This is a genomic window from Vibrio sp. LaRot3, from assembly GCF_027587025.1.
Classification (GTDB): domain Bacteria; phylum Pseudomonadota; class Gammaproteobacteria; order Enterobacterales; family Vibrionaceae; genus Vibrio.
This window is the reverse complement of sequence record NZ_JAPPTI010000003.1, coordinates 84,481-104,362: the sequence shown is the minus strand read 5'-3', so window position 1 is coordinate 104,362 and position 19,882 is coordinate 84,481. Positions and strand designations below refer to the sequence as shown.

Sequence of the window (19,882 nt, the reverse complement as noted above, 5' to 3'; positions counted from 1 at the left end):
ATATACATTTTTATGTTTAACTAAATCCTTCATTGGTCGCGACTAACAATAAGGGAATAAGGCATGGCTTTTAATTTACGTAACCGCAGCTTTGTCAAACTGCTCGACTTCACTCCGCAAGAAATTCAATTCTTGTTGGATCTGTCTGCAGATTTAAAAAAAGCGAAATATTCAGGAACTGAGCAGCCAAAACTGCAAGGTAAAAACATTGCTCTAATCTTTGAAAAAGCCTCTACCCGAACTCGATGTGCCTTTGAAGTGGCCGCCTTTGATCAAGGTGCTCAAGTTTCTTATATCGGCCCTTCTGGCTCACAAATTGGTCATAAAGAATCGATGAAAGACACGGCACGCGTACTAGGAAGAATGTACGACGGCATTGAATATCGCGGCTTTGGTCAAGCGATTGTAGAAGAGCTGGCTGAACATGCGGGCGTTCCTGTGTGGAATGGCCTAACCGATGAGTTTCACCCAACGCAAATCTTAGCCGATCTGCTGACGATGCTTGAACATGGTCGAGGTAAGCAATTACATGAGATGAAACTGGCTTATCTTGGTGACGCACGCAACAACATGGGTAACTCTCTTATGGTTGGTGCGGCAAAAATGGGATTAGACATTCGCTTAGTTGCGCCAAAAGCCTTCTGGCCAGAGCAGCAACTGGTAGATACCTGCCAAACCATTGCCGAGCAAACAAGTGCAAAAATAACCTTAACCGAAAACGTAGAAGAAGGCGTAAAAGGTTGCGACTTCCTCTACACCGATGTTTGGGTATCAATGGGAGAATCAGAGCAAGCTTGGGAAGAGCGTGTGGCGTTAATGAAACCCTATCAAATCAACATGGATACCATTGCAAAAACCGGCAATCCGCAAGTGAAGTTCATGCACTGTTTACCCGCTTTCCATAATGATGATACCACCGTGGGTAAAGAAGTCGCAGAAAAGTATGGCATGAAAGGGCTAGAAGTCACTGAAGAGGTGTTTGAATCTCACCATTCGATTGTGTTTGATGAAGCTGAAAATCGCATGCACACCATCAAGGCTGTGATGGTTGCCACACTCGGTAGCTGAACGCCAAAAAGGTAACAAATAGAAGCGAGACGTAATCGCTTGCGCTCACAAAACTTCAGCGTATAATGCTCGGCAATTTGTCTGGAGGTTGTAAAAAATGCCACGTAATTCGTGTTCTACAATGCGCTTTACTTGCCGTAAGCAAACATGCTTACTGATGGCCTATTTTACAACATTCACCGATTTCTAAAGCCTCCCTTATTGGGGGGCTTTTTTATTGCCTAAATTTTATTCTCAGATAGGGACGATGATCATGACTAACACGCTTTTCAACAAGCACATCATTTCGATTCCAGAACTGTCGCGCGCAGAACTTGAACTCATTGTAAAAACTGCAAGCCAATTGAAATCCGAACCCAATACCAATCTGATTAAAGATAAAGTTATCGCGAGCTGTTTCTTTGAGCCATCGACTCGTACTCGCCTATCATTTGAAACTGCAATTCAACGCATTGGTGGCAGTGTGATTGGCTTTGATAACGGCGGTAACACGTCGCTAGCGAAAAAAGGCGAAACGCTCGCGGATTCTGTACAGGTTATCTCTTCTTACGTGGATGCCTTTGTGATGCGTCATCCACAAGAAGGCGCTGCTCGCCTTGCTTCTGAATTCTCCAAAGGTGTGCCTGTGATTAACGCTGGGGATGGCGCAAACCAACACCCAACGCAAACTCTGCTCGACCTTTTCACTATTGCAGAAACTCAAGGCCGATTAGATGACCTCAACGTAGCTTTTGTTGGCGACCTAAAATATGGCCGCACCGTGCATTCTCTCACTCAAGCATTAGCCAAGTTTAACAATGTGCGCTTCTTCTTTATCGCTCCCGAAGCTTTAGCCATGCCCGATTACATCTGTGAAGAGTTGGATGCAGCAGGCATTCAATATAGCTTGCATACCGATATGGAAACCGTGGTTCCTGAACTCGACATCCTATATATGACTCGCGTACAAAAAGAGCGCTTTGATGAATCAGAGTACGCACACATTAAATCGGCTTACATCCTTACCGCCGCTCTACTCAAAGACGCGCGTGAAAACCTGAAGGTGCTGCACCCTCTACCACGCGTTGACGAGATCACCACTGATGTCGACAAAACTCCACACGCCTACTACTTCCAACAAGCAGAAAACGGCGTCTACGCCCGTGAAGCTCTGCTAGCGCTAGTTCTCAATCAATCACTGTAATCGAGGAGAAAAACTCATGACTAAAGAAACTCAATTGCAGGTAGAAGCAATTAAAAACGGCACGGTTATCGACCACATTCCTGCGCTAATTGGCATTAAAGTTCTCAAACTGTTTAATATGCACAACAGCCAGCAGCGCGTGACAGTCGGCTTGAACTTGCCCTCTTCCGCTCTTGGGCACAAAGACTTACTAAAAATTGAAAATGTCTTTATCAGCGAAGAGCAGGCAAGCAAACTGGCCTTGTACGCCCCGCATGCCACCGTCAACCAAATCGAAAACTACTCGGTTGTGAAAAAGTTGCCTCTGGAATTACCAGAGCAGATCAACAATGTTTTTGAGTGCCCAAACACCAACTGTATTACTCATGGTGAACCGGTTGAAAGCAGCTTCAAAATATTTGAAGCCAAAGATGATATCCGTTTGAAGTGCAAATACTGTGAGAAAGTATTCTCTCGTGAAATTGTGACCGAGCGATAATCTATAAGCCTTTGTGCAACTAGCATAATACCTCACTTTACTGGCTTATTTGGTGGGGTATTTAGCGCTTTACCTAGTGGCTGATTGAAGGCAAACTGTTTGCCATTCATTCCGTAACATCATTGGAAATAACCATGACTAAAGTACTTCATACAGAATCTGCTCCAGCAGCAATCGGCCCATACGTACAAGGTGTTGATCTTGGCAGCATGGTTCTTACTTCTGGCCAAATCCCTGTAAACCCAGTAACAGGCGAAGTATCAGCAGAGATCACCGTGCAAGCACGCCAATCTCTGGACAATGTAAAAGCGGTAGTTGAAGCATCAGGCCTAACGGTTGCTGATATCGTGAAAATGACTGTTTTTGTCAAAGACCTAAACGACTTTGCTGCGGTAAACGAAGTTTACGGTGCATTCTTCGACGAGCACAAAGTAGCAAACTACCCAGCACGCTCTTGTGTTGAAGTAGCACGCCTACCAAAAGATGTAGGTATCGAAATCGAAGCCATTGCGGTTCGCAAATAATCGAAAACCACATTGTAAAATATATAAAGGCGAGCTGAAGCTCGCCTTTATTGTTTTGCGTTTGTGAGAAGGCTATTTAAAGCCTTTCACTTTCTTGATCAGATCGTAAGCGTTTTGAATCTCTTGTGATTTTTCTTTCGCTACGTTCATCATCTCAGGCGGTAAACCTTTCGCCATCAATTTATCCGGGTGATGCTCATTCATTAATTTACGATAAGCGCGTTTGACGGTTTTACTGTCTGAGTTTTCACCCACACCCAATACGTTGTATGCATCGGCCAATTGATTAGCGGGAGAAGCTTGTTGCTGCCAACTACCTGACTGTTGCTGACCGCCCGATTGACCACCAAAACCGCCTTGCTGAAAACGGAAAGCCGCTTCTTGCATGCGCAAACGTTGTTCCAGCTGTTGTGATGAGAAACCAAGACCAACTGCGATTCGATGTAGTACTTCACGCTCACTCGGGTGAATATCACCATCAGCAAAAGCCGCTGAAATTTGTAGCTCAAGAAAGAACTGCAATAAGTCAAAACGACCGCCAGTTGAAATTTTAACTTTCTCAAGAATTGAAGTAAGTGGAAAATCGCTAGATTTACCTTCACGGAATGCATCCTGAGCAGAGCGACGCTGCTGACCATGAAGACTCATTCGATCCATCATCGCGCTCGCCAGTTCAATTTCCTGACGCGTCACTTGCCCTTTCGCTTTAGCTACATGGCCCATCACGGCAAATGCCGCTTTAAAGAACTCTTCTTGTCGTTCAGCTTGGCTCGGGCCGCTAAAACCTGATGTGTGAAAACCCGCTTGGCTTAGACGGCGTGCCTTATCAAATTGATGTCCAATAAAGAAACCAATCACAGCTCCCAGTACGTTGCCCAACAGCAAACCAAAAAAGGTCCCCAGAATTTTGCCAAAAATATGCATTATGTGCTCTCAATCTCTGAATTTTTTCATCGTAGCGCGGTCTTATAGTGCCGGATGAATGAATTTCCTTTATGATAAAGACCGTTTTATTTTTATTCGGTCGTCCATTTACCGGATTTATCAAGTTCAACAGGATAGTAAAACTCGATGTCACGTTTTCCCCGCACGTTACTTGCCGCTTCAATCAGTGCCGCTGTATTTGCGTCTCAGGTTCAAGCTAATGAAGCCATAGTAGACGATAGTGTGCAGGAACTGCCCGCTATAGATCAATGTTTGATCGACGAACCTGAAGCAGAAAACCCAAATCAGCAACCCATCAATGTTGAAGCCGACAGCCTTCAAGCGGTGAACGGTAACAAAGCCACTTACAGTGGTAATGTAGTTGTGGTGCAAGGTAAGAAACGAATACTTGCAGACAATGTTACAATGCACCAGCAGGATAATGTTGTGGTCGCAGAAGGTAATGTAACCTTCAGCGATGGCGAAGTTAAAACTATTTCTGATAAAGCAGTGAATAACCTCAACACTGACCATCTGGAATTAACGAACACAAAATACCAGTTCCTGTGTGAGCCTGGTCGCGGTGACGCGGTTTACGTGACTAAAACAGGTAAAGCCATCTATGAGATAGAAGACGGCTCGCTAACTTCATGCCCAGAAGGAAATAACTCTTGGCGTATGAAAGCATCTAGCATCGAAATCGATCAAGATGAAGAAGAGGCGACTTTCTATAACCCTCGCTTCGAAATTCAAAGCGTACCAGTGTTCTACCTGCCATTCCTAAAAGTGCCAATTGGCGACACTCGTAAGACAGGTTTTCTTTACCCAACGATTTCTTACGGCTCTAGTGATGGTCTTGAATTCGAAGTTCCTGTGTATTGGAACATAGCACCAAACTATGACTTGCTAACCACAGTCAAATACATGGAGCAGCGAGGTACTCAACTCGATAATAAATTCCGTTATTTAACCGATTTTGGTAGCGGACAAATCGAAGCCGAGTATTTAAACGAAGATAAAAAGTACCCAGAACAAGGTGATCGCTGGGGTTTCCAATACACCCATAGCGGCATTTTCAATCAAGCGTGGAAACTAAACGTTGACTACTCAAAAGTTAGCGATATTAACTACTTCTCCGATGTAGACTCTAGTATCGGTAGCCGCGAAGATGGACAGCTCATTCAAGAAGCTGAAGTGACCTATCGTTCAGCTATGTGGGATGCTTCCATTCTAACGCGAGATTTCCAAGTATTGACGGAAAACGGCAATTTACCGTATCGAATCTTACCTCAGCTCAAGTTTAACTTTTACGCTCCAGAGCTGATGCGCTTCTTAGATTTTGATGTGATCAGCCACGTCTCGCGCTTTGACACTGATGATGGCAGTAAGCCATCTGCAACACGAGCACATATCGAACCGGGTCTCACTATCCCAATTGGTACAACTTGGGGGAGCTGGACAACCGAAGCTCGTCTATTAGCGACCTATTACCAACAAGACCTTGATGGTATCAACTTGAGTGACAGCCAATATGATGGCTATAACTTGAAAGAAACCACCTCTCGCATTATCCCAGAATTTCGCTCTCACGCAGGTATTGTGTTAGAGCGCGATGCTTATGTATTTGGCGGCTATACACAGACTCTTGAACCACAAGTTCAATACCTGTACGTACCAAAAGAAGACCAAAGTGAGATTTATCTCTACGATACCACCCTACTACAAACGGATTACTACGGGCTATTCCGTAGCCGTAAATTCAGTGGGGTTGATCGGATTGCCGCAGCGAATCAATTTAGCTACGGCGCTTCAACTCGCTTCTTTGACGATCAATATAAAGAACGCTTGAATATCTCGTTCGGTCAAATTTTCTACTTAGATAAAGATACCAAGAACAATACCTCGATCAATGCGGATCAAGAGAAAACCAACTACTCAGCTTGGGCTGTTGAGATGGATTTCAACTACAACGATTACCTGTTCTACCATGGCGGTCTTCAATATGACATTGACTCAAGTGAACTGCAGTTAGGTAATAGTACGCTTGAGTACCGTTTTGCAGATGGCTACATTCAAGGTAACTACCGTTACGTAACCAAAGAATACATCGAAGAAACTGTTGATTTTGATATTGACTCCATCACCCGTGATGGTATATCGCAAGCTGGTATAATAGGCGCTTACCAGTTATCTTCAAAGTGGAACGCAAGTGCTCAATACTTCTACGATCTCACAACGGATGAAGCATTAGAGTGGCTAGCTCAACTGAATTACCGCGATGATTGCTGGTATATCGGTTTTACCTACAGCAACCAACTAAGACGTTGGAACGGTGACTTTATTAATAGTGAAATTGCAGAGCCCGTCTACGAGAATAACTTTAGTGTCAACTTTGGTGTAACCGGTTTTGGCACAGCTATCGGTTCAAGTTCAGCGGTTGCTGGCCTTACAGGAGCGGGCAACTCGCTTGGCTACGGCCGCCCATTCTTCTTAAACAACTAATTATTACGCTGGCTCAAACGTGAGCTGGCATTAACGTCTATAGGGTTTTAAATGAAAATTTGGAAACACGCGCTACTGACCCTAGTAGCCGCTTGCCACTTTGGTGCTGCGAATGCTCAAGTGATTGAAATGGATAAAGTGGCCGTCATCGTTAACGAAGGCGTTGTACTACAAAGTGACATCGATACTGCACTAAAAACACTTCGTGCTAATGCGAAAAAAAGCGGTCAAGCACTACCAAGTGATGATGTGCTACTTGAACAAGTGACCGAGAAACTTATTGTTGAAGCCATTCAGCAACAAGAAGCCGAGCGTATTGGTGTACGTGTTGATGACAGCCGAGTCAATTCAGCTATCGAAGATATCGCCAAGAACAACAACCAAACTGTAGATCAGATGATTGCGTCAATTAGCGAAGAAGGCATCAGCTACAGCGAATTCCGCAATCAAATTCGCAAAGAGATCGCAGCAAATGAAGCGCGTAACGCGTTGGTTCGTCGCCGTATCAACATTCTACCCGCTGAAGTTGAAAACCTCGCCGATGCGCTAGCCCAAGAAACCAGTGCTACCGTTCAATACAAAATTGGTCACATTCAATTGCGTGTAAACGATGGTGAAGACAAATCAGAAGCAGAAGCACTTGCCAACGATCTCGTCGAAAAGCTAAACGATGGGGCAGACTTTAGCACCTTGGCTTACTCATACTCAAAAGGTCCTAAAGCACTTGAAGGTGGTGATTGGGGATGGATGCGTAAAGAAGAGATGCCAACGATCTTCGCTGATCAAATCAAACTGCAAAACAAAGGCAGCATCATTGGTCCATTCCGCAGTGGTGTGGGTTTCCACATTCTAAAAATTGAAGATGTTAAAGGCCTAGAAACTGTTGCTGTAACAGAAATCAACGCGCGCCACATCTTAATTAAACCGACCGTTATCCTTAGCGATGAAGGCGTTCAGAAGCAACTTAAGAGCATTGTTGCTCAAATCAATGCCGGCGAAGCTACCTTTGGTGATATGGCTCAACAATACAGCCAAGACCCAGGCTCTGCTGCGAAAGATGGTGAGTTAGGTTACCAAACCTCGGATCTCTACGTGCCTGAGTTCAAACATCAAGTTGATACTCTGCCTGTAGGCCAAATCAGTGCACCATTCCAAACCGTTCATGGTTGGCATATTGTTGAAGTGCTAGACCGTCGTGAAGTTGACCGTACTGACTCTGCATTAAAGAACAAAGCATACCGTATTTTGTTTAACCGTAAGTTCAATGAAGAAGCCAATGCGTGGCTACAAGAAATCCGCGCGAGTGCCTTTATTGAAATGGTAGGAGACGAGCGCAATGTCAATTAAACGTATTGTTGTCACCGCGGGGGAACCTGCGGGCATAGGCCCAAATCTTGTTTTAGCTTTATCCACTCAAAGCTGGGACCATCAAATTGTGGTGTGTGCAGACAAAACAATGCTAGCCGAGCGAGCAAAACTGCTCGGCATTGATGTTGAGCTTCATGATTACCAAGCCGAGGCAAAAGCCGCTGCGCAGCAAGCAGGCTCTCTGATTGTCGATCATGTCGATTTACATACTCCAACTGTGGCCGGTGAGCTCAATGAAGCCAACGGCCATTATGTATTGCAAACTCTTGAACGTGCGGCCCAAGGTTGTATGAATGGTGAGTTTGACGCCATCGTGACAGGCCCAGTCCACAAAGGGGTAATCAACCGAGCGGGAGTGGCATTCAGTGGACATACTGAGTTTTTTGCCGAGAAATCCAATACGCCTTTAGTAGTGATGATGTTGGCTACCGAAGGGCTTCGTGTTGCTTTAGTGACGACTCATATTCCTCTTGCTTACGTTTCAAAAGCGGTGACGGAAGAACGTTTAGAAAAAATCATCGATATTCTGCATACCGACTTAGTAGAAAAATTTGCTATTAGTCGCCCAAACATCTATGTTTGCGGGCTTAATCCTCATGCAGGGGAAGATGGCTGTTTAGGGCGAGAAGAAATTGACACTATCACGCCGACATTGAACAAGATAAAAGATCAAAAAGGCTACAACCTTATTGGTCCGCTTCCAGCAGATACCATCTTTAATGAAAAGTATTTAAACGATGCCGATGCAGTCTTAGGCATGTACCACGATCAAGTTCTGCCTGTTCTGAAATATAAAGGCTTTGGACGTTCAGTAAATATTACTCTTGGTCTACCCTTTATTAGAACATCAGTCGATCACGGTACAGCATTAGAACTTGCAGGGACGGGGCAAGCGGATACAGGGAGCTTCCGAACAGCGCTGACGCATGCAATAGATTTAGTAGAGAAAAAACAATGAGAAATGATGTCCACTTAGGGCACAAAGCGCGTAAACGTTTTGGTCAAAACTTCCTAAACGATCCTTATATCATTGATGGTATCGTATCTGCCATCAACCCTAGGCCTGGTCAAAACCTGGTTGAGATTGGTCCTGGCCTTGGCGCAATTACAGAGCCAGTAGGTCGTGAAGTCGATAAGTTTACTGTTATTGAACTTGACCGAGATCTTGCAGAGCGTCTACGTAACCACCCTGAACTGGCTGACAAATTGACGATTCATGAAGGCGATGCGATGCGCTTCGACTTCACGCAGCTTGTAAAAGAAAACAACCCGCTGCGTATCTTCGGCAACCTACCATACAACATCTCTACGCCATTGATGTTCCATCTTTTTGAGTTTCATAAAGACATTCAAGACATGCACTTTATGCTACAAAAAGAAGTGGTTAACCGTTTAGCAGCAGGCCCGGGCAGTAAAGCTTATGGCCGTCTAACAGTGATGGCGCAATACTACTGTAAAGTAGTTCCTGTTTTAGAAGTACCACCAACTGCATTCGTTCCGCCACCGAAGGTCGATTCAGCAGTGGTACGTTTAGTGCCTTACGATGTGCTACCACACCCAGCAACTAGCCTAAAATGGCTAGACCGCGTATGTCGCGAGGGTTTCAACCAACGTCGTAAAACCGTACGTAACTGTTACAAGTCACTTTTGAGCTTGGAGCAGTTAGAAGCGCTAGGCATTAACCCATCGATGCGCCCTGAGAACCTTACCTTAGAGCAATTCGTTGCAATGGCTAACTGGCTAGATGCGAATCACGCACAGCAGCAATAAAGCTAACTCTAAGGGCGCATCAGCGCCCTTTTGACTAAATGAAGTACGAGGAGGCCGCATGGATGTTTCTCAGCCTTGTATTAAAGTCCAAGTCCATACCAAATACATTCCCGAGCAATCAGAGCCTGATAGCAAGCGCTATATCTTTGCCTACATCATCACCATCAAAAATTTAAGCACTCAAACGGTTCAACTTATCAGCCGTCGATGGCTGATTACTGATGCTAACGGTAAACAGATGAGTGTGGAAGGTGAAGGTGTCGTGGGACAGCAACCCTTTATTGCAGCAAAGGATGAATACACCTATACCAGTGGCACTGCGATTGAAACGCCTGTTGGTGTGATGCAAGGTCAGTACATTATGCTCGATGAAAAAGGCAAAGAGTTTGCAGCTGAAATTGAACCATTCCGGTTGGCCATACCCAACGTACTCAATTAATTCGATTTTTTAAGGTAAATAACGTGTCGACCTACATTGTCGGAGATATTCAAGGCTGCTTCGACGAATTGCAGCACTTACTCGAACAAGTCCAATTTAACCCAAGCAAAGATCAACTTTGGATTGCCGGAGATCTCGTTGCGAGAGGCCCTAAATCGCTTGAAACTTTGCGCTTTATGAAAGAATTGGGCGATAGTGGTAAAGTCGTTTTAGGCAATCATGACCTTCATTTACTGGCGGTGTCTCTTGGGATTCATCGAGTAAAAGAGAAAGACAAAACCGCGCCGATTTTTGAAGCCGACGACAAGCTAGAATTATTGGAATGGCTACGCAAACAGCCATTATTGCTTGAACACCCTGAGTTCGCTATGTGCCATGCAGGCATCTCTCCGCAATGGGATTTAACAACAGCACGAGCAGCCGCTCGTGAAGTTGAACTGGTATTACAAAGTGACCAATGGACATGGCTGATAGAAAACATGTACTGCAACCTGCCGGATCTTTGGAACGACAATCTGCAAGGCATTGATCGATTTCGCTATATCATCAATGCATTTACCCGTATGCGTTTTTGTTACCCTGATGCTCGTCTCGATATGGACAGTAAATTACCACCACAAGAAGTGACCGACGGTTCTTTGATTCCTTGGTTCAAACTTGATTCACGCAAGGCGATAGAAAAGCCCGTTATCTTTGGCCATTGGGCAGCATTGGAAGGTCTGTTCACAGAAAAAGAAATTGGTTTAGATACAGGCTGTGTGTGGGGTGGTTCGCTTACCATGCTGCGTTGGGAAGATAAACAATACTTCACTCAACCTGCACTTTAATCTTAACAATGTATCGACAAATAACAAAAAGGAGAGCGACGCTCTCCTTTCTTAATTTTAACCGTTTAACAGCTTACTTCTCTAACACCACAAAACGCATGTTGTATGCGTTCTTTTCATCAGCAATAAACGCTTCTGAGTAGCTTTCAACAAACTCTACTCCCCATGCAGGGAACTGAGTGTCACCTTCGATCTTGGCATCAATGTGGGTAACGTAAAGCTTATTCGCAAGCGGCAAGCAGGCAGCATATATTGCACCGCCACCGATGATCATTGCTTCCTCAACGTCTCCGGCTGCTTGTAATGCTTCCTCTATAGAGGTCACAGTAACTACCCCTTCGATTTCAAGCTGACTATCACGACTGATGACAATGTTGGTTCGTCCCGGCAGTGGGCGGCCAATCGACTCATAAGTCTTGCGCCCCATAATAACGGGTTTGCCCATCGTGCAACGTTTAAACCAAGCAAAATCCGCTGGTAGATGCCATGGCATTTGATTGTCTTTGCCAATAACTCGATCGTTTGCCATCGCGGCAATCATACTGATGATCATTCAAAAACCTCTTAAACAATAGGTCGACGACGATAAATTAACAGACCCGGCATAGCAAGACCAACCGCTAAGCCCGCAATGATAAACATCGCTTTTAGAAAATTAGTGGTGAGCATTGCAAACAACTCTGGGCTAAAGCCTTTATGATTTAGTTCGACTAAAGCAATCATAGCTTTGAACGCGAATACCCCAGGTACCATAGGGATCAATGAAGCCACGGTAAACACCTTTGGGTGAGCAAAGAACTTATGTGACCAATGAACACCTATCATACCGACGAGTGTCGCTGCGAAAAAGGTTGCCCACTCGATAGGGATACCAAAATGCATCATTAGATAACGAGAGCCATGGCCTATCGCTCCACCTATCGCACAATACATTAACGCTTTCTGTGGCACATTAAATACCAATGCAAAACCGACCGCAGGGATCGCCGCGAAGAACATATCGTTTAGCAAACCGAGCATAAGATCCATTGTGATCATACCCACCCCCATGTACCTAATACCGTCATCGCTGCGACAATGCCTAAACAGGTTGCCAAAGTCAGCAAGCTTGCCATAACAAAGCGTGCAATCCCCATGTTGATGTAGCCTTTCAACATATCTGCGACGGAGTTTATCAATGGCACACCCGGTACCAACATCAATACCGACGATGCCATCACCACAGATGGTAAGTTACCAAACTCGTAAACCACAGCTTGAACCGAGATAGCGGTAGTAACAAAAGCCGTCACGGCAAAGTTGACCAGTGGATTGAAATGTCGATGGCCGATTTCTTGACGAACAATCATCCCAACAGAAGACGCTAAAAACGTCATAGCAAAGACCGTCCAATCACCGCCAGCGAGACGGCTGAATGCCGCACATGACAAACCAATCATCACGACTACTAACCATCGGTTGTAACGCTTCGGACTGATTTGATTAAGCTTATGCTGAGCAAGATAGTCATCAATGATCCCACGCTCTAGCATGATGCAAATACGTTGGACCTGAGTGATAACCCGCATGTTAATGCCACGGTCAGCACATCGTCGGGCGGTAGTAATACAGTGACCATGATGAACAGTGGTTACAACAAGAGAACTGGCAGACAAAGATACTTCCACTTCGTCCATACCACATGCAAGGCCAATACGCTGCATGATGTTTCCCACTAAGGTGCTTTCTGCACCGTGAGCTAGCAACATTTGCCCTGCCTGAGCGATTAAGCGAGAAACCGCTCTCTGCTTAGAATCCATGATTGGCTCTTAACTCCATTTATACAACAACTTCCCAAACTAGGGAGAAACAATAATAACGACATCATTTATTAGAACAAACACACTATTGTGCGGGAAAATTCACCAAGCGACTTTGATTTAAACGTAAAAAAACCGCAAATAAATTGCGGTTTTTATTAGTAAACTCGATTAATCGCGAACGTAAACAACGTGACCGTCGTCTTCTTCATCGTCCCAATCATCCCAGTCGTCATCATCTTCAGTCACAACGTCGTTACCCGCCATTGCGTCTTTGTGGTAATCGTCCCACATAAAGTTTACTTTTTCTTCTTCAGAAACTTCTTCTTCTTCACGTGGCAACGCTTCCATAAAGTCAGCGAGTTTGTAACACAACTCTTTAGTACCTTGCTTGTTCACAGCAGAGATCTTAAAGAATTGATCTTCCCAACCGAGTGCTTCAAGAATACCTTGGATGATCTCATCCGCCTCTTCTTCAGGCATCAGATCAACTTTGTTGAACACTAACCAACGTGGCTTACCAGCAAGCTTCTCGCTGTACTGCTCTAGTTCGTCGATGATCGTTAACGCATTTTGCACTGGATCAGATTGATCAATTGGCATGATATCAATCATGTGCAGAAGCACACGACAACGCTCTAAGTGTTTTAAGAAGCGAATACCTAAGCCTGCACCGTCTGCCGCGCCTTCAATTAGGCCCGGAATATCAGCAACAACAAAGCTCTTCTCTGGAACAACACTGACTACACCCAAGCTTGGGATTAGCGTTGTAAACGGGTAATCAGCCACTTTCGGCTTAGCCGCTGATACAGCGCGGATAAAGGTTGATTTACCTGCATTTGGTAAACCAAGCATACCTACATCAGCCAGAAGCAATAGCTCTAAGCGAAGTTCACGAACTTCACCTTTCGTACCCAGTGTCTTTTGACGCGGAGCTCGGTTCACTGACGATTTGAATCGCGTGTTACCTAAACCGTGCCAGCCGCCTTTCGCGACCATCATTTTTTTACCATGATCGGCAACTTCAGCCACGACTTCATTAGTATGAATATCAACAGCTCGTGTACCTACTGGTACGCGTAAGATCTTGTCTTTACCACGTTTACCAGTACAGTTACCACCGCGGCCATTCTCGCCACGTTCCGCTTCATAGAAGCGCTGAAAACGGTAATCGATTAGAGTATTGAGGTTTTCGTCAGCAACGATGTAGATATCGCCGCCATCACCACCATCACCACCGTCAGGGCCGCCTTTAGTAACGAATTTCTCACGCCAGAAACTCACTACACCACTACCGCCATCACCGGCTTGAACTTTAACTACCGCTTCATCAACGAATTTCATCTGTCACTCCGCATTTTGTGCGTTGTAATACCACGTACAAAGTCATATAGACTCAATTGACAATGATATAAATTCTAGCAGATTCCACATCCAGATCGATCACCTTGATCTTCGATCTCTGCCACTAAGGAATGTATATAAGGAGACTCTATCCAAAGTGTCTTTATATCAACTCCTAACCAAAAGCTAGGTTGCTATAAATAAAAAACCCCGCCGAAACGGCAGGGCTTTGATATTCAGGTAGAAACGAAATTATTCAGCAGATTCGATGCTTACAAATTTACGGTTCTTAGGACCTTTCACTTCAAACTTAACTTTACCGTCAGTTAGAGCGAATAGAGTGTGGTCTTTACCTAGGCCAACGTTGTTACCAGCGTGGAACTTAGTACCACGTTGACGAACGATGATGTTACCTGCAAGAACAGATTCACCACCGAAACGCTTAACACCTAGGCGTTTGCTTTCTGAATCGCGGCCGTTACGAGTAGAACCACCAGCTTTTTTGTGTGCCATTGTTAAACTCTCCTAATCAATTAAGCGTTGATACCAGTGATTTTCACTTCTGTGAACCACTGACGGTGACCTTGTTGCTTACGTGAGTGCTTACGACGACGGAACTTAACGATTTTAACTTTATCGCCACGACCGTGTTGTACTACTTCAGCAACTACCTTGCCGCCCTCTACTAGAGGAGCGCCAACTTTAATGTCTTCGCCGTTTGCAACAAGAAGAACTTTATCAAATTCTACAGTTGCGCCCGTTTCAACGTCTAATTTCTCTAAACGAAGGGTTTGACCTTCGCTTACACGGTGTTGTTTACCACCAGATTGGAAAACAGCGTACATATCTTACTCCGCTTTTTCCGCACAGCCATATGCGTATGTATTGCATCTTGGGTGTGCGCTAAACTAATCATCAATAGGGCGCAGATTCTACAGAAGAGATGTCCCTATGACAAGCCATATTTTGAAAAAAATGGCGAAAAGGTAATCGCCAATTAAAAGTGCCGAGATCATGCCCTTAAAGCATGTATTTAGCAACGTTTTTTAGTGTATTATTCATCTTTAAAAGTAGATCGAAAGACCAGACAGGTTCTAACCTCAGCCGGAATTACAATGGATTTTAAAGCTATCCAAACGCTTACTGCCACTGACATGGCAAAAGTGAACGAAACAATTCAAGCCCAGCTCAACTCTGACGTATCACTAATTAATCAATTAGGCTTCTATATTGTCAGTGGTGGTGGCAAGCGCCTACGCCCACTACTTGCAGTCTTGTCTGCTCGTGCTCTTGGATATAAAGGAGAGGCTCATACGACTGCTGCGGCATTTATTGAGTTCATTCACACAGCAACTCTGTTGCACGACGATGTCGTCGATGAGTCAGACATGCGCCGCGGTAAAGCGACCGCTAACGCAGCGTTTGGTAATGCTGCGAGCGTATTAGTCGGCGACTTCATCTACACCCGTTCATTTCAAATGATGACTGAACTTGGCTCAATGAAAGTACTTAAACTGATGAGCGATGCGGTGAACGTGATTGCCGAAGGTGAAGTTCAGCAGTTAATGAACTGTAACGATCCAGATACTACCGAAGAAAGCTACATGCAGGTTATCTACTCAAAAACCGCGCGTTTGTTTGAGGCAGCTGCGCAAATTGGTGCCATCTTGAATGATGCCCCAGAAGAAGTAGAAACCGCATTGCAGAACTACGGTAAGTACCTTGGTACTGCTTTCCAACTTATCGACGATGTAATGGACTACACTGCTGATGGTAAAGAGATGGGCAAAAACGTGGGTGACGACCTTGCAGAGGGCAAACCTACTCTACCTCTGCTTTACGCAATGCAGCATGGCAATGCAGAACAAACCGCAATGATCCGCGAAGCGATCGAAAAAGCCAACGGCATGGATCGTTTGGATGATATTCTCGCGGCAATGGATCAAACAGGATCTTTAGAATACACCCGTAAGAAAGCGGATGAAGAAGCGGACAAGGCGATTGCAGAGCTGGCTATTCTACCTGAGTCAGAATATAAGCAAGCGCTTGTGACAATTGCGCACCTTGCTGTCAATCGCAGCAAATAGCCCTGATATATAGTTACGTCTATATATAAAGAGAAAGGCAAGCATGACGCTTGCCTTTTTTGTCTCTATCTATACTCAGTAATACTTATCACAACCAAAATGTAACTGTTCTTGATTGATTACGTCATCCATATCAACCGCTAACTGATGATGAGACTCCAATTGCTCTATCAGCAATGAGTCAGTTTGAGGATCAATAACGAGCACTTTCCCTACCCCAAACTTGGTTTCAATCAGCATTCCTTTTTGAACATTTTCAATATCCATAATCACTTTCCACATACGATGGTCTTGTGATTAATTACGCTTACAGTATTGAAAGGATCAAAAAAGCCGACTTCATCAGCCGGCTTTGCAATCATAACGATGTGATTCGATTACACGAACTCTACACCTGTTTTGATATCGCCATTGAGAGTCTCTAGCATGCCATCAAGTGCTGCTTTCTCGAAATCACTCAATGCACCGTAGCTAAGTACTTCTTCAACACCTTCTTTACCGAGTTTCACTGGTTGTGCGAAGAACTCAGTATGCTCACCGGCACCTTCTACGTAAGCACACTCAACAACACCTTCTTCACCCTGAAGCGCTTTAACTAGAGCCAAACCGAAGCGACAAGCCGCCTGACCCATTGATAGCGTTGCAGAACCACCACCCGCTTTTGCTTCCACAACTTCAGTACCTGCATTTTGGATACGCTTAGTTAGTGCAGCAACTTCTTCATCAGTGAACTCAACACCTTCAACTTGAGAAAGAAGAGGGAGAATTGTCACACCAGAGTGACCACCGATCACTGGTACGCGAATATCACCTGGATCTTTATCTTTAAGCTCAGCAACAAATGTTTCTGAACGGATAACATCTAGAGTTGTGACACCGAAAAGCTTACGCTTGTCATAAACGCCTGCTTTTTTTAGAACTTCTGCCGCGATAGGCACTGTGGTATTCACTGGGTTGGTAATGATACCAACACACGCTTTCGGACAAACTACGGCGATTTTCTCTGCTAAAGATTTCACGATACCGGCATTCACATTGAACAGATCGGCGCGATCCATACCAGGCTTACGAGCAACACCTGCTGAAATCAAAACCACATCTGCACCTTCTAGAGCAGGGGTTGGGTCTTCACCAGCATAACCTTTAATCGCGACAGGCGTTGGGATATGACTAAGATCCGCGGCAACGCCAGGAGTCACAGGCGCAATATCATAAAGTGCTAGATCAGAGCCTGCAGGAAGGCGATTCTTAAGTAGTAGGGCTAGGGCTTGGCCGATGCCGCCAGCGGCACCAATAACAGCTACTTTCATCGTAGTTCTCCTTGAGATTTTATCTCACTTATATAATGTTTTTAGTAGGGTAAATTTTAATCACGTTACGAGTTCAAGCTATAATAACCCATCCATGATTACAATTATTTAACGTCAGCTTTGCGAGGTTGCGCAATTCGAGTTTTACGTGCTACAAAATCAAATGATATTAGCACGTTATTCCCCTTTTTTGACAAGGGTTTAAATAAGAATTCTGTCAAAATGGTAACCCCCCAAACTGTCAAAATTTAATGCCAAATTTACAGTGACGCTCTAGACATATTTTGCCCCTACGGCTGGCAGAAAGTGCATAGCTATGCGAGACTATTCACTTGATTTGACTACGAGAAAAATAGAGAACCATGCGTCATTCAGAAAAACAAGATAACCTCGTACGCGCGTTTAAGTCCCTACTCAAAGAAGAGCGATTTGGCTCTCAAGGCGATATTGTTGAAGCGCTAAAAAACGAAGGCTTTGAAAACATTAATCAGTCCAAAGTCTCTCGCATGCTGACCAAATTTGGTGCAGTGAGAACACGTAATGCAAAAATGGAGATGGTTTACTGTCTACCAGCTGAACTGGGCGTCCCTACTGTATCGAGCTCCCTGCGTGAGTTGGTACTTGATATTGACCACAACAATGCGTTGGTTGTTATCCACACCGGCCCGGGTGCGGCACAGCTGATTGCACGATTGCTTGACTCTCTCGGTAAATCTGAGGGCATCCTTGGAGTGGTCGCAGGCGACGATACCATCTTCATCACTCCAACTCTTAACATCACAACTGAACAGTTGTTCAATTCGGTTTGTGACCTATTCGAGTACGCTGGCTAAGTCATTGCTTGCACATCAATTTCCATAAATCACATCATTTTAATGGTGTGATTTATGTCACATCTTAACCAAAACTCAACCCGCCTCATACTTTCTGCATAAATCATTGATAGAACAGCATTTTATCTTGTTGTACAGAAGAAAATTCTAGGTAACAAAATAGCTAATATTGCTAAAATGTTTAACATTCATGTAATTATGTGTGGTTTTTTTGGTATTATTCAGCCACTTTTTCATCAAATGGATTGAAAAAGATGCCGTTTCCAATATAGGAAACTCCCAAAGCAACTACACTTGCAGAGGGGTTAATAATGAATAAAGGAAGGGAAATTCATGGCATTTAACAAACTTATTAAGGTCGGCGCAATTGCTGCTGCCGTTATGGGCGCTGGTGCAGCGAACGCACAAGAGTTCATCACTATTGGTACTGGTTCAGTTACAGGTGTTTACTACCCAACAGGTGGTGCGATTTGTAAGCTAGTGAACAAAGGCCGAAAAGACCATAACATTCGTTGTTCAGTTGAATCGACAGGTGGTTCGATTTACAACGTGAACACTATCCGTGCTAACGAACTGGATTTTGGTATCGTGCAGTCTGACTGGCAATACCACGGTTACAACGGTACAAGTAAGTTTGCTGAACAAGGCCCGTATAAAGAGCTACGTGCAATGTTCTCTCTACACACAGAACCTTTCAACATCATTGCTCGTACAGACGCTGGTATCGAAAACGTTGCTGACTTAGCTGGTAAGCGCGTAAACATCGGTAACCCAGGCTCTGGTGATCGCGCAACTATGAGCGTTGTGATGGATGCAATGGGCTGGACTAACGACAGCTTCAAACTGGCTTCTGAGCTAAAAGGCTCTGAGCGTTCACAAGCACTTTGTGATAACAAAATTGATGCATTCGTGTACGTTGTTGGTCATCCAAACGGTTCAATCAAAGAAGCGACTACATCATGTGACGCTAAGCTAGTCTCTGCGACTGGCGAGAAGATCGATCAAATCGTATCTGACAACCCATACTACGCATTCAGCACAGTACCTGCTGGCATGTACCGTGGTACTGAAAAAGACGTAAACAGCTTCGGTGTTGCTGCAACAATGGTGACAACCACAAACGTTTCAGACGAAGTTGCTTACAACGTAGCAAAAGCAGTATTCGAAAACTTCGATACGTTCAAGCGTCTACACCCAGCGTTTGCAAACCTGAAGAAAGAGGACATGGTGAAAGCAGGTCTTTCAATCCCTCTACACCCAGGTGCCGAGAAGTACTACAAAGAAGTTGGTCTTCTTAAGTAGTCTTTCGCTCTAGCAAGGAGGCCAAGCGCCTCCTTGTTTAATTCAGCTCAATCGCAGCTGAATATCTTTTAGATTTCACTCCTTGAAATCGACTCTCTTATATACCTATTACATCAAACTAATA

The 19,882-nt window shown here is 44.6% G+C and carries 22 protein-coding genes; 13 read left to right on the top strand and 9 right to left on the bottom strand.

Annotated elements, in window-relative coordinates; genetic code table 11:
* Window positions 1-63 precede the first annotated feature (63 nt).
* The 4 genes from argF to OH461_RS09435 all read left to right on the top strand — a co-directional run bounded on the left by argF (window position 64) and on the right by OH461_RS09435 (window position 3,253).
* Window positions 64-1,068 carry an ornithine carbamoyltransferase gene (gene argF / locus OH461_RS09450; RefSeq protein WP_270020382.1) on the top strand — a complete coding sequence of 335 codons (1,005 nt, stop codon included), beginning with the start codon at window positions 64-66 and terminating at the stop codon, window positions 1,066-1,068.
* A gap of 253 nt (window positions 1,069-1,321) precedes the next feature.
* On the top strand, window positions 1,322-2,251 hold the full coding sequence (gene pyrB, locus OH461_RS09445; protein ID WP_270020381.1) for an aspartate carbamoyltransferase: 930 nt from the start codon (window positions 1,322-1,324) through the stop codon (window positions 2,249-2,251).
* A gap of 16 nt (window positions 2,252-2,267) precedes the next feature.
* Window positions 2,268-2,729 (top strand): aspartate carbamoyltransferase regulatory subunit, encoded by a 462-nt coding sequence (gene pyrI / locus OH461_RS09440; protein WP_260261480.1) that lies wholly within the window; start codon window positions 2,268-2,270, stop codon window positions 2,727-2,729.
* Window positions 2,730-2,863: 134 nt separating this feature from the next.
* A complete protein-coding gene (locus OH461_RS09435) occupies window positions 2,864-3,253 on the top strand; it encodes a Rid family detoxifying hydrolase (RefSeq protein WP_270020380.1) in 390 nt (129 codons plus the stop codon).
* Between the two features lie 72 nt (window positions 3,254-3,325).
* On the opposite strand, the gene djlA is transcribed toward OH461_RS09435, so the two are convergent.
* Window positions 3,326-4,177, bottom strand: coding sequence for a co-chaperone DjlA (djlA, locus tag OH461_RS09430; protein ID WP_270020379.1), 852 nt, complete (start codon window positions 4,175-4,177; stop codon window positions 3,326-3,328).
* Window positions 4,178-4,324: 147 nt separating this feature from the next.
* Here djlA and lptD point away from each other — a divergent pair, with 147 nt between their 5' ends.
* Genes lptD through apaH form a run of 6 tightly spaced genes read left to right on the top strand, consistent with a single transcriptional unit; the run spans window position 4,325 to window position 11,083 of the window.
* On the top strand, window positions 4,325-6,679 hold the full coding sequence (gene lptD, locus OH461_RS09425; protein ID WP_270020378.1) for an LPS assembly protein LptD: 2,355 nt from the start codon (window positions 4,325-4,327) through the stop codon (window positions 6,677-6,679).
* A gap of 51 nt (window positions 6,680-6,730) precedes the next feature.
* A complete protein-coding gene (surA, locus tag OH461_RS09420) occupies window positions 6,731-8,026 on the top strand; it encodes a peptidylprolyl isomerase SurA (protein ID WP_270020377.1) in 1,296 nt (431 codons plus the stop codon).
* On the top strand, window positions 8,016-9,005 hold the full coding sequence (gene pdxA / locus OH461_RS09415; RefSeq protein WP_270020376.1) for a 4-hydroxythreonine-4-phosphate dehydrogenase PdxA: 990 nt from the start codon (window positions 8,016-8,018) through the stop codon (window positions 9,003-9,005). Before surA ends, pdxA begins: the two co-directional genes overlap by 11 nt.
* Complete coding sequence (gene rsmA / locus OH461_RS09410) at window positions 9,002-9,817, top strand: 16S rRNA (adenine(1518)-N(6)/adenine(1519)-N(6))-dimethyltransferase RsmA (protein ID WP_260261486.1); 816 nt, start codon at window positions 9,002-9,004, stop codon at window positions 9,815-9,817. The genes pdxA and rsmA overlap by 4 nt, the downstream gene beginning before the upstream one ends.
* Before the next feature lie 58 nt (window positions 9,818-9,875).
* On the top strand, window positions 9,876-10,256 hold the full coding sequence (gene apaG, locus OH461_RS09405; RefSeq protein ID WP_260261487.1) for a Co2+/Mg2+ efflux protein ApaG: 381 nt from the start codon (window positions 9,876-9,878) through the stop codon (window positions 10,254-10,256).
* A gap of 23 nt (window positions 10,257-10,279) precedes the next feature.
* Complete coding sequence (apaH, locus tag OH461_RS09400) at window positions 10,280-11,083, top strand: bis(5'-nucleosyl)-tetraphosphatase (symmetrical) ApaH (RefSeq protein WP_270020375.1); 804 nt, start codon at window positions 10,280-10,282, stop codon at window positions 11,081-11,083.
* Between the two features lie 73 nt (window positions 11,084-11,156).
* Here the strand turns inward: apaH and folA are convergent, their stop codons facing one another.
* From folA to rplU, 6 genes are all read right to left on the bottom strand, one after another.
* Window positions 11,157-11,636, bottom strand: coding sequence for a type 3 dihydrofolate reductase (gene folA / locus OH461_RS09395; RefSeq protein WP_270020374.1), 480 nt, complete (start codon window positions 11,634-11,636; stop codon window positions 11,157-11,159).
* Between the two features lie 11 nt (window positions 11,637-11,647).
* Window positions 11,648-12,133: a threonine/serine exporter family protein gene (locus OH461_RS09390; protein ID WP_270020373.1), complete on the bottom strand. Its 486-nt coding sequence runs from the start codon at window positions 12,131-12,133 to the stop codon at window positions 11,648-11,650.
* The gene (locus OH461_RS09385) at window positions 12,118-12,882 is read right to left on the bottom strand and encodes a threonine/serine exporter family protein (RefSeq protein WP_270020372.1); all 765 of its coding nucleotides are present in this window, start codon (window positions 12,880-12,882) and stop codon (window positions 12,118-12,120) included. Before OH461_RS09385 ends, OH461_RS09390 begins: the two co-directional genes overlap by 16 nt.
* A 171-nt stretch (window positions 12,883-13,053) precedes the next feature.
* The gene (cgtA, locus tag OH461_RS09380; RefSeq protein WP_270020371.1) at window positions 13,054-14,226 is read right to left on the bottom strand and encodes an Obg family GTPase CgtA; all 1,173 of its coding nucleotides are present in this window, start codon (window positions 14,224-14,226) and stop codon (window positions 13,054-13,056) included.
* A 252-nt stretch (window positions 14,227-14,478) separates the two neighbouring features.
* Window positions 14,479-14,739 carry a 50S ribosomal protein L27 gene (gene rpmA / locus OH461_RS09375; RefSeq protein ID WP_027251812.1) on the bottom strand — a complete coding sequence of 87 codons (261 nt, stop codon included), beginning with the start codon at window positions 14,737-14,739 and terminating at the stop codon, window positions 14,479-14,481.
* Window positions 14,740-14,759: 20 nt separating this feature from the next.
* Window positions 14,760-15,071, bottom strand: a complete 312-nt coding sequence (gene rplU, locus OH461_RS09370) for a 50S ribosomal protein L21 (protein WP_000271393.1) — start codon at window positions 15,069-15,071, stop codon at window positions 14,760-14,762.
* 270 nt (window positions 15,072-15,341) lie between these two features.
* Here rplU and ispB point away from each other — a divergent pair, with 270 nt between their 5' ends.
* The gene (gene ispB, locus OH461_RS09365) at window positions 15,342-16,313 is read left to right on the top strand and encodes an octaprenyl diphosphate synthase (protein WP_270020370.1); all 972 of its coding nucleotides are present in this window, start codon (window positions 15,342-15,344) and stop codon (window positions 16,311-16,313) included.
* 75 nt (window positions 16,314-16,388) lie between these two features.
* On the opposite strand, the gene OH461_RS09360 is transcribed toward ispB, so the two are convergent.
* Together OH461_RS09360 and mdh are read right to left on the bottom strand one after the other, a co-directional pair.
* Window positions 16,389-16,580: a hypothetical protein gene (locus OH461_RS09360; protein WP_270020369.1), complete on the bottom strand. Its 192-nt coding sequence runs from the start codon at window positions 16,578-16,580 to the stop codon at window positions 16,389-16,391.
* A 110-nt stretch (window positions 16,581-16,690) separates the two neighbouring features.
* Window positions 16,691-17,623 carry a malate dehydrogenase gene (gene mdh / locus OH461_RS09355; RefSeq protein ID WP_270020368.1) on the bottom strand — a complete coding sequence of 311 codons (933 nt, stop codon included), beginning with the start codon at window positions 17,621-17,623 and terminating at the stop codon, window positions 16,691-16,693.
* A gap of 362 nt (window positions 17,624-17,985) precedes the next feature.
* Here mdh and argR point away from each other — a divergent pair, with 362 nt between their 5' ends.
* Window positions 17,986-18,456, top strand: a complete 471-nt coding sequence (gene argR, locus OH461_RS09350) for a transcriptional regulator ArgR (RefSeq protein WP_260261497.1) — start codon at window positions 17,986-17,988, stop codon at window positions 18,454-18,456.
* 333 nt (window positions 18,457-18,789) lie between these two features.
* Window positions 18,790-19,758, top strand: a complete 969-nt coding sequence (locus OH461_RS09345) for a TAXI family TRAP transporter solute-binding subunit (RefSeq protein ID WP_270020367.1) — start codon at window positions 18,790-18,792, stop codon at window positions 19,756-19,758.
* Window positions 19,759-19,882: the final 124 nt, after the last annotated feature.